Origin of the sequence: Acinetobacter brisouioides (genome assembly GCF_004331075.1) — a bacterium.
GTDB lineage: Bacteria > Pseudomonadota > Gammaproteobacteria > Pseudomonadales > Moraxellaceae > Acinetobacter.
This window is the reverse complement of sequence record NZ_SJNX01000004.1, coordinates 174488-187646: the sequence shown is the minus strand read 5'-3', so window position 1 is coordinate 187646 and position 13159 is coordinate 174488. Positions and strand designations below refer to the sequence as shown.

Genomic DNA, 13159 nt, shown 5'->3' with positions numbered 1-13159 from the left:
CATGGGTGAATTCAATCTATATGGTGTTTTTGTGCCGAGTCTGTTGATTCAGGCGCTACTGGCATACATTGTCTTTATGCTGCTGGGTAAATGGACGGATCGCCTGATTCAGCGTGACTGGGTTGCCTTTCCAGGCATATTTAACCTGAGTTTGTATATGGTTTGTCTATTATTGACACACTGGGTCTTTGCTCAGTTCTCGTATTAATTTTAGGTGATGAACGTTTAGGATAAAGTTATGAATTCGTTTGATGCACGTAAAGTCGTTCGACCTGTCGTGACACTGGTAACATTGCTGATTGCAATTTATGCCGTGGTGCATTTGTGGGATTACTACAATGCGGAGCCGTGGACACGTGATGGTCGTGTGCGTGGTGATATTATTCAGGTGTCTTCTGATGTTTCTGGGTTAGTTACTGATGTACTGGTACAAGATAACCAGACGGTGAAGAAAGGTCAGGTATTGTTCAAAATTGATGTTGCCCGTCAGCAACTGGATGTTGAACAAGCACGTGCCGATCTTGCTAAAGTTAAAGCAGGTTTGGCACAGATGCAGGCAAATTTGCTGCAAGCCAATGCCAATTTGGTGAAATCACAAGCCAATACCCATCTGGCAGAAAAAAATGCGGTGCGTTATTCCAGTTTAATGGATGGTGCAGTGTCCAAACAGGAACAGGATCAAATGTTTGCCACACGTGATCAGTCGCATGCGGAAGAAGGGCAGCTCAAAGCGGCAATTGAAGAAGCCAAAGCCAATATTCAGCAGCAAAAAGCAGCGGTTGATGTTGCTCAAAGTACATTAAATCTGGCGACATTGAATTTGCACCGTTCACAAGTGGTTGCACCTGCAGATGGCTCATTATCCAACTTTAGCTTGCGTGCAGGTAGTTATATCAAAGTCGGTGATAATGTCGCGGCACTCATTGACCGTAAGCAATTATATGTGGTGGGTTATTTTGAAGAAACCAAACTCAACCGCATTCATTTGGGTGATCATGCCACCATTCAGCTCATGGGCGATTCACAAAAAATTAAAGCACATGTACAAGGCGTGGCTTCGGGGATTGATGACCGTGAGCGTTCAACCAGTTCAACCTTGCTGGCAAATGTGAATCCAACCTTTACCTGGGTACGTTTGGCACAGCGTATTCCTGTCAAATTTATTTTAGATGAAGAGCCAAAAAATACATTGGCATTTGTGGCAGGGCGTACCGCAACGATTCACATTTTAGAGAATCAGCCTGCCAAAAAATAAGCCAGTCTTTGGGCACATCACCTAAACTTTGACTTTGTCTTATTTTCCCAATAAAAAAACCTGCATTAAATTGCAGGTTTTTTTATGCCTTGAACTTCAAGTTTTAAGGTGTGATCCCTTCGGGTTCACGATACCAGCTTTCTAGTAATAATCCTGCTGCGAGACTATCGGCAGCTACGCGTTTGGCACGCCCTTGACGCTGAAAGGCACTGAGTTCTTCACGGGCTTCGCGTGTGGTCAAACGCTCATCCAGCATCCACGTCGTAATGTTGGTTTGATGGCGTAAGCGGCGGGCAAATTTGCGTGCGCGCATGGATAAATCAGATTCTGAATCATCCATATTCAAAGGAAGCCCCACCAGAAATACATCTGGCTGCCATTGCTTGACCAGTTTTAGCAACTCATCCCAATTGGGAATACCGTCTTTCATGGGAAAAAGAGGGAGCGGATTCACATTCTGAATGGCTGACTGACCGACGGCAATGCCCATTTTTTGTGTGCCGAAGTCAAATGCCATAAGGGTTTGCATCGCTTCAGGCATGACCAATCTCGGAGGCAAGCCAGTTACGATCAATGCCGATTTTTTTATAGGCAGCGTCCCAACGGTCAGGGTACGGCAGGTTAAAAATCAGATCCATGTCGGCATCACACATCAGCCAGTCACCACGGGCGATTTCTTCTTCAAGCTGGTTTTTGGTCCAACTGGCATAGCCCAACGCAATCTGATAACGTCCAACACCTTCATTGTGAGCAATCGCATCTAAAATATCTTTGCTGGTGGTAATACACAGATTTTCACCGACCGCAATTGAGGAATGCCAGACGGGTTGTCCAGTATGTAAGACAAAACCTGCCTCAGGGCGTAGTGGTCCGCCTTGTAGCACCTCGTGCGGTTGTACATTGTCTGCGTCAATTTCCAAGTCATTGAGTAACTCTTTGACCTGAATCCCTGCAGGGCGATTAATAATAATTCCCTGTGCACCATCGGCATCGTGGCGTGCCAAATAAATCACGGTGTTGGCAAAAAAATCATCTGCCATATCAGGGGGAGCAATGAGACAACGATGCGTCAAATATTGTTTGCTCACCTAAGCCGTTCTCCTAAAATCTAGTTGTTCAATGTTATATTGAGACCTTTTATCAACATACAAGAGTAAATCGCTTTCGCCAATAGTTTTTACTCAGGATTTTTCGATCTTCGTGTGCTGAAATTTCAATTGGCGTAACTGCTTGGCATGTTGCAAAGTCGTGTCATTGATTTCAATCCCACCCGTCATACGTGCCAGTTCCTGAATACGCTGCTCTTCGTTCAGGGCAAAAATGGTGCTGCTGGCAGGGTCGCTTTGTTGTTTTTGAACCAGTAAATGATGATCGGACTGTGCGGCAACCTGTGCTTGATGCGTAATACACAGAATTTGCACATGTTGTGCTAAATCTGAAAGTAAACGCCCGACAATTTCGGCTGTGCCGCCGCTGATCCCGACATCAATTTCATCGAAAACCAAGACTTCTGCATCAGTTTTTTCAGCATTCATGACTTGCATGACCAAGGCAATCCGTGACAATTCACCGCCTGATGCGACACGGGCGAGGGGCTGTGCAGGAATACCTTTGTTGGCAGTAAACAATAACTGAATAAAGCTTAGACCTTCAGCATTCGGTTGTTCGAGTGGCTCAAATTTAAATTCAAAATAGGCTTCAGGTAGTGCCAATGGTTTGACTTGCTCAGTCAACAGCTTGGCAAGTGGTGCTGCAGCATCACGACGTTGTTGATCGAGTTGCTGAGCAAAAGCCATAAATTCCTGTTCGGTTTGCTTGACTTGTTCGGCAAGGGTTTCAGGATTATCCAGTTGTTGTAGTTGCTCCAGTTCTTGCTGCCATTTGGCATATTCAGCATGTAACTCATCGGGTTGGACACGGTATTTGCGTGCTAAGCGGTGAAAGATCTCTAGCTGCTGATTGAGCTGTTCCATGCGTTCAGGATCAAAACTTTGACGATCAATAAACTGGCGCAGATTTGCCGTTGCATCTTCGAGTTCACTTTGTGCGTTGACTAGCGCCGTATAAATACTGGAGAGTTGCTCACTGCGTCCGACGTGACTTTCAAAGCGACGTACGACACTCGCCAGTTCCTGAGTCAGGTTTTGCTCGCCTTCATCGAGTACATTTAAACCGTAGGCACAGTCCTGCATGATATGTTCATGGTGGCTGAGTCGGTCAAACTCCTGCTCAATTTCAGCATAATTGTACTGTAAGGTATCTTCGAGTTCTTCAAGTTGCAGTTCAAGTGTGGCAATGCGTTGCAGGCGAGTGGCTTGAGCATGTAAGGCATGCTCATGCTGACGAATGGCTTTTTGCCATGCGCTGTAGGCATCGCGTACTGTTTGGGCAGGTTCAGCAAAGTTGCTATAACGGTCGAGCCACTGTTTTGGGTAAGGCGGCTCAAGCAGTTGTTGCTGACTATGCTGACTGTAAAGCTGAACCAGCAAACGCCCGAGATCTTTGAGTTCTGCAAGGCTGCTTGGACGTCCATTAATCCATGCCTTACTGCGTCCTGTGGAAAAAATCACCCGACGTAAATGAATCTCGCCAGATTCATCAGCCAGTTCATGTGTCGCCAACCACTGTGCTTCGGCAGAATGTTCAGCATAGCTAAAAATGGCAGTGACATCGGCTTTATCTGTGCCATAACGTACCATATGACTGTCTGTACGTTCCCCAAGACAGACAGAAAGTGCATCGAGTAGCAGGGATTTACCCGCACCCGTTTCTCCCGTGAGGACATGAAAGCCTGCTTCAATATCCAAGGCTAAATGATCAGCCAAAGCAAAGTTAATCAGAGTTAAGTGAGTCAACATATATGGACGCATCCAGACTGCGAGAAATGATGTTTGAAATAAATGAGGTTTTAAGTCATACCGGCTTCATCTTTGACAACGATCATACAAAACATCTTGGCACTGTAAACAAGATTTTTATATCAATCTGCAATTCGTACAGTAAAACAGCCAGTTTGCTATAGGATTTGCTCATTTAACCTGAGACCAATATGAAATGTATAGAAAGAACAGGATGTGCAGAAACATCTGTTCTCTGTTTGAGATCAGGACTGCATTTTTAAGGTATTGTTTTTCAATATATTAAAAAGATAATGGTATTTGACTGAGTTTGCAATCCACATTCTCAAAATACATTTTGAGTGTGCAAGAGGGTTGTCCTTGTGCGGCAATACTATACATCCCGAAAGCCTTGTGACGTTGTGCTTCTCAGGTCGAACTGAAGGTTAACCCTGAGATATGAGTCAAAACTGTAAGGCTCCTCCATCATGATTCATTTATTTTCAATGTGTTGAGTAAAAAATCATCGAACTCATATTAATTTACATTAAAATCAGATGGTGATTGATTCAAGCCTCAGCCCTATTTAAACTAGATCCACGTATTTACAATAAATGCACATTATTTGGAGAATATGCATGTCTGCTCAGTATGATCATGTTTCTGTCGTAAAAAAATCAAATGTTTATTTTGGTGGTTTATGTATTAGCCATACAGTTCAATTTGAAGATGGCACTAAAAAAACGCTTGGTGTTATTTTGCCTACAGAACAACCACTTACATTTGAAACGCATGTTCCTGAACGTATGGAAATTATTTCAGGTGAATGTCGCGTAACAATTGCAGACAGTGAAACTAGCGAGCTTTTCCGTGCAGGGCAATCATTTTATGTACCAGGCAACAGCAAATTCAAAATTGAAACTGACGATGTACTGGACTATGTTTGCCATCTAGAAGGTTAAGCAAATCACGGTAAAATCCGTTAAACTATGCTCATCATCAATCCTGTAAAGTTGGCTTTGCAGGATTTTATTTTTTTATTTGTATCGTTTTTGAGGTCACCCGTTCATGGCAAAACCAGAATACTATTATGGCGTACATTCAGTGGAATCACTGTTGGAACTTGAGCCAGAACGGGTACTGACTTTATTTACCCTTAAAGGACGTGACGATCAGCGTTTGCAGCGTATTTTACAGTTGGCTGAACCGTTTGGAATTAGTGTGCAAAAAGCCAGCCGTGATAGCTTGGAAAAGCTGGCAGGTTTACCTTTTCACCAAGGTGTGGTGGCAGCGGTGCGTGCACATCCAACTTTAAATGAAAAAGACCTTGATGATTTGCTTGAGCAGAACCCAGATGCATTGTTGTTGGCACTCGATCAAGTGACTGACCCACATAATTTGGGCGCATGTATTCGTACTGCCGCTGCAATGGGCGTGCAAGCGGTGATTGTTCCGCGTGACCGTTCTGCAAGTTTAACGCCAACGGCACGCAAGGTTGCTGCAGGCGGGGCAGAAAAAGTGGCGTTTATTCAAGTGACGAACTTGGCACGTACTTTGGCACATATCAAAGACCAACATCATGTGCGTGTGGTTGGCACCATGCTTGATGAAAAAGCGCTGCCAATTCAAAAGTTTGATTTTACTGGCGCAGTGACGATTGTTATGGGCGCAGAAGATACAGGTTTACGTCCGATTACCCAAGGTCAGTGTGATCAAACGGTGTATATTCCAATGGCAGGCAATCTACAAAGTTTAAATGTCAGTGTGGCGGCTGGTATGGCACTCTATGAAGCTTGCCGTCAGCGTAATCTCGTTTAAGTCAACTTTGAGCCGATAATGACTTCACGTACCCAAGGGTATTTATTTGTTGCCATTACCATGCTGATTTGGGGTGGCTTTACCATCTTTTCCCGACTGAATGCAGGTTGGCATATCAGTGCATGGGATATTTGTGCGCTCAGGTTTGCCATTGGTTTTACGATTTTAATGCCGATTTTAATCTGGCGGCGTGAAACCGCATTTTTGTGGAAAAAAGAGCCATTTATTTTAGGGTTACTCGGTGGGGTCGCGTACTGTCTGACGTCGTACTCGGCATTTCATTATGTCCCTGCAGCACACGCTGCGATTTTCCTCAATGGTTGTATTCCATTATGTACTGCGGTTGCTGCTTATGTGTTGTTTAAGCAACCTTTTGATAAACATACCTGGATCAGCCTGATTATTATGCTCGGGGCAATTTCCGCCATGAGTGTGATGATGTATGAGCAGACGCATGTTGCCCTGAGTATTGGCGATGGCTTATTTTTCCTGTCTGCCATTTGGTGGGGTATTTTTACTGTGTTGCTTAAACATTGGAAATTATCTGCTTGGCAGTCGATGAGTGGTGTGGCAATTTGGTCGGCACTGATTTACCTGCCAATTTATATCCTGTTTTTGCCGAAACATTTTCAGGAAGCTAGCCTGATGCATTTAGCCATTCAGGGCTTGTTTCATGGTGTGTTGGTGGTAATTGTTGCAACCCTGAGTTATGTCGCGGCAATTGAGCGTTTAGGTGCATTTAAAACGGGCAGTATTGTCACGCTTGCCCCGTTTATGGCGGCGATTGTCGCTGTGCCGCTTTTGGGTGAACCATTAAATACCGCAATGATTTTCGGACTGGTTGGTATGGGTGTGGGGGCGTTACAGCCTTGGCGCTGGTTTAACCGTAAAGACCCATTGCAACAGCAACTAAATGCACAGAAAAAAACAGCCTCACATTGAGGCTGTTTTTTTTGCATAGTTTAAATATTGCAGATGTAAGGGTTCGAGCTGTGCATATAAATGTGCAAGCTCTCCATCATTGACCACAATATCATCGGCACGTTGTTGTTTTTCTTCACGTGGCATTTGATGTGACATAATCGTTTGAATATGCTGATGTGAAATTTGATCACGCTGAGTAGCTCGGTGTAATTGTAAATGCTCTGGCGTGTCAATCAGCAGATTACGCTGAGTCAGATGCGTTTGCTCCGTCTCAAATAGCAGGGGCGATACCAAAATCACATAGGGACTTCCAGCAGTTTGTAGCTGTTGAACGATGCTTTGCCGAATTATGGGGTGTGTAATATTTTCTAGCGTCTTTTTCGCATCGGGATGCTGAAAAATATACTCACGTAAAGCACGGCGATTCAGTTCACCATTTTCCAAAATGACCCAGTCACCCAATTGCTGTTGAATTTGTAGTAGGGCAGGTTGTCCAACTTGTACCACTTCACGTGCAACCACATCGGCATCGACCACTTGAATGCCTTGTTTGGCAAACCAGTCGCTGGCAACTGTTTTACCACTACCAATACCACCTGTGAGACCAATCACATACATCTTATTGACCCAAGTAGATTTTCATAATGTCATTGCCCCATAAAAAAGCAATCCAGCCTGCAATCGCGATATAGGGGCCAAAAGCGAAAGGTTGATTTTCTTTACGTATCTTCAGCAAAATGATTCCGATGATAGCACCCACCATAGAAGACAATAAAATAATCAACGGTAGCATCATGGGGCCCATCCATGCACCAAGTGCAGCAAGAAGCTTAAAGTCTCCGTAGCCCATGCCTTCTTTACCTGTAATCAACTTAAACAGGATATAAACAATCCATAAGCATAGAAAACCAATCACAGCTCCCCAAATCGACAGTGTTGGTGATGTATAAATGCCAAAGCTGTTAATGGCTAATCCAGCGCCTGCTAACGTCAAGGTAAAGCGGTCAGGTAACAGTTGGGTATCAAAGTCAATAAAGGTGAGGGCAATCAGTACCCAAGTCAGTACTACACCACACAGCATTTGCCATGTTGCACCGAACATAGCGACGATAACCAAAGAACAGAGACAGGTGAGTAGTTCAACCAGTGGATAACGTTTGCTGATGGAATGTTGGCAACTGCCACAGCGCCCACGCAATGCTAACCAACTCACGACAGGAATATTCTGATACCAGCGAATGGCTGTATGGCAATTCGGGCAGGTTGAAGGTGGGCTGCTTAGCGTAAGTTTTGCATGTTCAATGATGGGCTGTTCAGGGTGTAACAGTAGCTGGCACTCCTGCTTCCACTCCTGTTCCATCATTTGAGGGGTGCGAAAAATGACGACATTTAAAAAACTACCCACACATAAGCTGATTAAACCAATAGCGAGATAGAGTGCTATAGAGTTCTGTGCAAAATAACTGATAAGTTCTAACATTAGACCACAGAACCCATCTGGAAGATTGGGAGGTACATGGCAATCACCAGACCACCTACAAGAACCCCAAGAATTGCCATAATCAAGGGTTCCATCATTGCAGTTAAACCATCGACGGCATTGTCAACTTCATTTTCATAGTAGCTGGCAACCTTGTCTAGCATGGCATCTAGAGAACCTGATTCTTCACCGATCGCCACCATCTGAATGGCCATAGAAGGGAAAATATTGGCAGCGCGCATCGCAAATTGTAATTGTTGCCCTGTTGCGACATCGTCCCGAATTTTCATGACTGCAGTTTCATACACGATATTGTTTGTTGCACCAGCCGTAGATTCTAGAGCATCAATCAGAGGAACACCTGCTGCAAAAGTGGTTGCAAGCGTGCGGCTATAACGAGCAATAATCGCTTTATAGACCAAATCCCCAAAAATAGGGAGTTTTAAGGCGAGTTTGTCGAGGCTATCTCTGAATTTTTGATTGCGTTTTTTCGCTTCTAAAAAGCCATACACAGTCAAGCCAATCCCAATAATCAAGATGAACCAGTATTCCTGCATCCATTTTGACATGTTCACGACCATTTGGGTAAAGGCAGGCAACTGTGCACCAAAAGAGGTAAATAGGTCTTGGAAGACAGGAACCACTTTGACCATCAAAATAATGGTGACGATGATCGCCACCACGATCACGGTCATAGGGTATTTCATGGCTTTTTTAATTTTTTGTTTTAATAGTTCACTTTTTTCTTTATAGGTTGCGACACGTTCCAGCATGGTTTCAAGAGCACCAGATTGTTCACCTGATTCAACGAGAGAGCAGAATAGTCGATCGAAATACTGTGGATATTTTCGCAGTGCACCTGTAAACGTGTTACCGCCTTCCACTTCACCTTTAATCCCTAAAACTACTTCGCGCATGGCAGGATTGTCCAGACCTTCAGCGACAATCTCAAAGCTTTGAACCAACGGTACACCCGCTTTCATCATGGTTGCAAGTTGACGAGTAAAAATGGTGATGTCGAGTGTGGATACTTTCTTTTTTAAAATATTTTCCAGCAGATTTTTTCGTTTTTCACGAATGGACTTGACATCAACCCCTTGTTTTCGTAGCGTAATTTTGGCTAAAGCCATATTGCGCGCCGAAAGTTCCCCTTTGACTTTAATACCTTTGCGATCAACCCCCGCATAGGCAAATATTGGCATCGCCTGAGCTTTTTTTACCGCCATAGTATTATCCTTTTTTTAATCTCGCTATGCATTATTCACTAGTGACACGATTGACTTCTTGCAAAGACGTCACCCCTTGTATGACTTTCTTTAAACCTGAGCGTCGAAGGTCAGCAAACCCCAGTTTTTTTGCTGTTTCGGCAATTTGTAAAGCATTACCATCTTCCATAATCAATTTGGAAATTTCAGGTGTGATTTTCATCACTTCATAAATCCCCAAACGACCTTTATAACCTTCGCGGCATTCAGGGCAACCCACAGGTTGATAAACTTTAAATTCTGGATTCTCTAAATCTTCCTGAGTAAATCCCATTTCATACAAACTGTTTTGTGGAATGTCAGCTGGGATTTTGCATTTAGAACATAAACGACGTGCCAAACGCTGTGCAATCACTAGATTTACAGAAGTTGCAATGTTAAATGATGGCACACCCATGTTACGTAAACGAGTCAGGGTTTCTGGTGCGCTATTGGTGTGTAAAGTTGAAAGCACCATGTGACCTGTTTGTGCTGCCTTAATCGCAATTTCGGCAGTTTCAAGGTCACGAATCTCCCCGACCATAATAATGTCAGGATCCTGACGCAAGAAGGAACGTAAGGCTGCTGCAAAGCTTAAGCCAACTTTCTGGTTGACGTTGACCTGATTAATCCCTTCAAGGTTAATTTCGACTGGGTCTTCGGCAGTAGAAATATTGGAGTTTTCAGTGTTGAGAATATTCAAGCCCGTATAGAGCGATACGGTTTTACCCGAACCAGTTGGGCCTGTAATCAGCACCATCCCCTGAGGTCGGTGCAATGCTTCTAAAAACAGGGCTTTTTGTTCTTCTTCATAACCTAGCGCATCAATCCCCAGCATTGCGCTCGATGGATCAAGAATACGCAATACAATCTTTTCACCAAATAAAGTAGGCAAAGAGTTGACACGAAAATCAATGGCTTTGGTTTTCGAGAGCTTGAGTTTAATACGACCATCTTGAGGAACTCGTTTTTCTGAAATGTCCATTTGAGACATGACTTTTAAACGAGAGGCAAGGCGATTTGCCAATTGTAGTGGTGGATTGGCAATTTGGCGTAACACACCATCAACACGGTAACGGACTCGATAAGATTTTTCGTAAGGTTCAAAGTGCAAATCTGATGCACCCATACGAATCGCGTCGACAAGGAGTTTGTTAATGTATTTGACAATTGGAGCTTCGTCTTCTTTTGATTGATCCTCAGAAGGTTCTGTGGGCGAAGACTCCTCTAATGAAATATCCAGCTCTTCATCACCGAAGCTAAATTGATCTTCCTGAGCGAAAAACTGTTCAATGAATTTTTCTAATTTATCATGCTCAACAATCACCATTTCAGGGTTGAGCTTGCTGTTGAAGCGAATCGCGTCAATGGCTTCTAAATCAGTCGGGTTGCTGATCGCCACATAGATGTTATTGCCCCGTCGCATGAGCGGCACAATTCGGTGCTTTAAGATATGTTTATCTTCAACTAAATCACGAGGTAGTTGTATAGGATCATAACTAGAGAGATCAAACAGTGGCTCATTAAATTCAATTGCAATCGCTTCTGCAATGGTTAATGAAGAAATATGCAAATGATCAATCAAATAAGGTACAAGGTTTTGCCGAGCTTTTTTTGCCCCTTCAATCGCTTGTAGCATTTTATCTTCAGAAATATGACCATCTGCAACTAAACGACGGGCAAAGCCTGATAAACGTGGCGTAATAGAGATGTTTGCCATAAATGTATTTGCCTTATGATTTGATCGTTTGCGAATACTCAGTATTAAAAAAATTATACGGTTGCTGTAACAAAGTGCCATGCAAAAATGCAAGCTAACAGTATGTTACAACAATGAATTACGAGTATTTAACCTAATTATAAAAAATATAAAACTTCTTGAGCATGCAGCGTTGTTTATTTTGACAGAAAAAATAGCTTTGTGAGATTAAATTGTATAAAAAAGCAAAAAAAGCGTCAATTTGAGAAAAACTGTGTAAAATAAGCCCATTTTGGTGAAAGGGTTTTCTTGTATGTCGGGTTCGACAATTGTGCCTTGGGTGATTGGTAACTGGAAAATGAACCCTGCTTGGGCGAGTTCCCAACAATGGATTGAACAATTTAAGCAACATTTACAGCAATCTCCAATTTTAGAACAACAATGCCATTTAGCTGTTGCACCCATTGCAATTGCCTTAAATCGAGTACAGGTGCAATTAGACAACGCGCCACGGACTGTGCATACTGTTGCCCAAGATGTTTCACGCTTTTCTGGAACAGGTGCGTTTACGGGTGAGATCAGTGCGACTTTACTTGCCGATAGTCAAATTGGTTATGTCCTGATCGGGCATTCAGAACGCCGCGAGTTGCTAGGAGACACACCCGATGTGCTGAAAGCAAAAATCACACAAGCATTGGCAGAAGGTCTTACCGTGATTTACTGTGTCGGTGAAACCCTTGAACAGCGTGAACAAGGGGTGGCTGAGCAAGTGGTATTGCAACAAATCTGCGATGTTGCCTCTGTGATTTCTGAACAGCATTGGCAAAACCAGATGGTTATTGCTTATGAACCGATTTGGGCAATTGGCACAGGTAAAACCGCTTCAGCACAAGATGCTCAAGCCATGCATGAAAAAATTCGCGCAGGTTTGATCCAGTTAAACGCGGCAGGTCAGCAAGTGGCAATTTTGTATGGTGGTAGTGTAAAACCTGAAAATGCTCAAGAACTTGCAGCATGCCCTGATATCAATGGTGCTTTGGTGGGTGGCGCTTCATTAAATGCAGAGTCTTTTTATCAAATTGCTCAAGCATTTGCTGCAAACCAACCGTAAGGAGATTCGACATGCATACATTTATATTGGTTGTGCATATTTTATTGGCTGTAATGATGATTGTCCTGATCTTGGTACAGCAAGGTAAAGGTGCAGAAGCAGGGGCATCTTTTGGTGGTGGCGGTGCTGCTACCGTGTTCGGTGCTTCAGGTTCAGGTAATTTTCTTACCCGGTTAACTGCAATTTTAACGGCGCTATTTTTTGTGACCAGTATTACTTTAGCTGTTCTTGCCAAGAAGCAAACGGCGGAAGCATATAGCTTGGGAACAGCCGCAGCACCTGTGACAGCGCCTGCAAAAAATTCGACTGAAACTTCATCAAATACGCAGAAAACTGCAAATTAATGCCAAGAAAGACTTTTCTTTTTTGAATGAAAAGAATAGAATGCACGCAAATGCGGTGGTGGTGGAATTGGTAGACACGCTACCTTGAGGTGGTAGTGCTTTCGGGCGTGGGGGTTCAAGTCCCCCCTTCCGCACCAACATTTCAAAGATATGAAATGTTGTTACCAAACAAAAAGGCTCAGTCTGAATAAGACTCAGCCTTTTTTGTTGTCTGTATTAAAATAAAAAATCATCACAATATTTAATTAAGATATTGAAATTAATAATTTTATTTAATTGATTTTGAAGTGTCGAATTGCTTTATTTTCTTTTATAAACTGACCATAAATTCCTGCTAAATTTTGAAATGGATCAAAAAATTGGATAGTCGGTGATGTGCCAAGCGCTTGTCGTTAAATGAATGTCTTGATCAAAATCATAATTGACCTAAAATTTAACTTACCGACT

At 43.2% G+C, this 13159-nt stretch carries 14 protein-coding genes and 1 tRNA gene; 8 read left to right on the top strand and 7 right to left on the bottom strand.

The window, feature by feature from the left end; translation table 11 throughout:
* Nucleotide 1 precedes the first annotated feature (1 nt).
* Nucleotides 2–208, top strand: a complete 207-nt coding sequence (locus E0H77_RS07270; RefSeq protein ID WP_131313749.1) for a DUF1656 domain-containing protein — start codon at nucleotides 2–4, stop codon at nucleotides 206–208.
* Between the two features lie 30 nt (nucleotides 209–238).
* Nucleotides 239–1255 carry an HlyD family secretion protein gene (locus E0H77_RS07265; protein ID WP_131376357.1) on the top strand — a complete coding sequence of 339 codons (1017 nt, stop codon included), beginning with the start codon at nucleotides 239–241 and terminating at the stop codon, nucleotides 1253–1255.
* Between the two features lie 103 nt (nucleotides 1256–1358).
* Here the strand turns inward: E0H77_RS07265 and ruvX are convergent, their stop codons facing one another.
* The 3 genes from ruvX to recN all read right to left on the bottom strand — a co-directional run bounded on the left by ruvX (nucleotide 1359) and on the right by recN (nucleotide 4113).
* Entirely contained in the window at nucleotides 1359–1796 is a 438-nt protein-coding gene (ruvX, locus tag E0H77_RS07260) for a Holliday junction resolvase RuvX (RefSeq protein WP_131376354.1), read from the bottom strand.
* The gene (locus E0H77_RS07255; RefSeq protein ID WP_131313747.1) at nucleotides 1789–2343 is read right to left on the bottom strand and encodes a YqgE/AlgH family protein; all 555 of its coding nucleotides are present in this window, start codon (nucleotides 2341–2343) and stop codon (nucleotides 1789–1791) included. The genes ruvX and E0H77_RS07255 overlap by 8 nt, the downstream gene beginning before the upstream one ends.
* Before the next feature lie 93 nt (nucleotides 2344–2436).
* On the bottom strand, nucleotides 2437–4113 hold the full coding sequence (recN, locus tag E0H77_RS07250) for a DNA repair protein RecN (RefSeq protein ID WP_131376351.1): 1677 nt from the start codon (nucleotides 4111–4113) through the stop codon (nucleotides 2437–2439).
* Nucleotides 4114–4730: 617 nt separating this feature from the next.
* Here recN and ppnP point away from each other — a divergent pair.
* From ppnP to E0H77_RS07235, 3 genes are all read left to right on the top strand, one after another.
* Entirely contained in the window at nucleotides 4731–5054 is a 324-nt protein-coding gene (ppnP, locus tag E0H77_RS07245) for a pyrimidine/purine nucleoside phosphorylase (protein WP_131313745.1), read from the top strand.
* 106 nt (nucleotides 5055–5160) lie between these two features.
* Nucleotides 5161–5910, top strand: a complete 750-nt coding sequence (gene rlmB / locus E0H77_RS07240; RefSeq protein WP_131376348.1) for a 23S rRNA (guanosine(2251)-2'-O)-methyltransferase RlmB — start codon at nucleotides 5161–5163, stop codon at nucleotides 5908–5910.
* An 18-nt stretch (nucleotides 5911–5928) separates the two neighbouring features.
* Nucleotides 5929–6852 (top strand): DMT family transporter, encoded by a 924-nt coding sequence (locus E0H77_RS07235; protein WP_131376345.1) that lies wholly within the window; start codon nucleotides 5929–5931, stop codon nucleotides 6850–6852.
* Here E0H77_RS07235 and coaE read toward each other — a convergent pair.
* Genes coaE through pilB form a run of 4 tightly spaced genes read right to left on the bottom strand, consistent with a single transcriptional unit; the run spans nucleotide 6844 to nucleotide 11278 of the window.
* The gene (coaE, locus tag E0H77_RS07230; RefSeq protein WP_131376342.1) at nucleotides 6844–7452 is read right to left on the bottom strand and encodes a dephospho-CoA kinase; all 609 of its coding nucleotides are present in this window, start codon (nucleotides 7450–7452) and stop codon (nucleotides 6844–6846) included. The genes E0H77_RS07235 and coaE overlap by 9 nt on opposite strands.
* Before the next feature lies 1 nt (nucleotide 7453).
* Nucleotides 7454–8314, bottom strand: a complete 861-nt coding sequence (locus E0H77_RS07225; protein WP_131376339.1) for a prepilin peptidase — start codon at nucleotides 8312–8314, stop codon at nucleotides 7454–7456.
* Entirely contained in the window at nucleotides 8314–9540 is a 1227-nt protein-coding gene (locus E0H77_RS07220) for a type II secretion system F family protein (RefSeq protein ID WP_131376336.1), read from the bottom strand. Before E0H77_RS07220 ends, E0H77_RS07225 begins: the two co-directional genes overlap by 1 nt.
* A 31-nt stretch (nucleotides 9541–9571) precedes the next feature.
* On the bottom strand, nucleotides 9572–11278 hold the full coding sequence (gene pilB / locus E0H77_RS07215; protein ID WP_131376333.1) for a type IV-A pilus assembly ATPase PilB: 1707 nt from the start codon (nucleotides 11276–11278) through the stop codon (nucleotides 9572–9574).
* Between the two features lie 292 nt (nucleotides 11279–11570).
* On the opposite strand from pilB, the gene tpiA reads away from it, so the two are divergent.
* The 3 genes from tpiA (at nucleotide 11571) to E0H77_RS07200 (ending at nucleotide 12849) form a co-directional block, all read left to right on the top strand.
* Entirely contained in the window at nucleotides 11571–12368 is a 798-nt protein-coding gene (gene tpiA, locus E0H77_RS07210) for a triose-phosphate isomerase (protein WP_131313738.1), read from the top strand.
* A gap of 11 nt (nucleotides 12369–12379) precedes the next feature.
* On the top strand, nucleotides 12380–12712 hold the full coding sequence (gene secG, locus E0H77_RS07205) for a preprotein translocase subunit SecG (RefSeq protein WP_131376330.1): 333 nt from the start codon (nucleotides 12380–12382) through the stop codon (nucleotides 12710–12712).
* Nucleotides 12713–12764: 52 nt separating this feature from the next.
* Nucleotides 12765–12849: transfer RNA gene (locus tag E0H77_RS07200), tRNA-Leu, on the top strand.
* Nucleotides 12850–13159: the final 310 nt, after the last annotated feature.

Coding starts and splice junctions, on each gene's coding strand:
- pilB (WP_131376333.1), bottom strand. CDS start 11,278: ATGGCAAACATCTCTATTACGCCACGTTTATCAGGCTTTGCCCGTCGT.
- tpiA (WP_131313738.1), top strand. CDS start 11,571: ATGTCGGGTTCGACAATTGTGCCTTGGGTGATTGGTAACTGGAAAATG.
- ppnP (WP_131313745.1), top strand. CDS start 4,731: ATGTCTGCTCAGTATGATCATGTTTCTGTCGTAAAAAAATCAAATGTT.
- E0H77_RS07225 (WP_131376339.1), bottom strand. CDS start 8,314: ATGTTAGAACTTATCAGTTATTTTGCACAGAACTCTATAGCACTCTAT.
- E0H77_RS07235 (WP_131376345.1), top strand. CDS start 5,929: ATGACTTCACGTACCCAAGGGTATTTATTTGTTGCCATTACCATGCTG.
- rlmB (WP_131376348.1), top strand. CDS start 5,161: ATGGCAAAACCAGAATACTATTATGGCGTACATTCAGTGGAATCACTG.
- coaE (WP_131376342.1), bottom strand. CDS start 7,452: ATGTATGTGATTGGTCTCACAGGTGGTATTGGTAGTGGTAAAACAGTT.
- E0H77_RS07270 (WP_131313749.1), top strand. CDS start 2: ATGGGTGAATTCAATCTATATGGTGTTTTTGTGCCGAGTCTGTTGATT.
- E0H77_RS07220 (WP_131376336.1), bottom strand. CDS start 9,540: ATGGCGGTAAAAAAAGCTCAGGCGATGCCAATATTTGCCTATGCGGGG.
- secG (WP_131376330.1), top strand. CDS start 12,380: ATGCATACATTTATATTGGTTGTGCATATTTTATTGGCTGTAATGATG.
- E0H77_RS07265 (WP_131376357.1), top strand. CDS start 239: ATGAATTCGTTTGATGCACGTAAAGTCGTTCGACCTGTCGTGACACTG.
- recN (WP_131376351.1), bottom strand. CDS start 4,113: ATGTTGACTCACTTAACTCTGATTAACTTTGCTTTGGCTGATCATTTA.
- ruvX (WP_131376354.1), bottom strand. CDS start 1,796: ATGCCTGAAGCGATGCAAACCCTTATGGCATTTGACTTCGGCACACAA.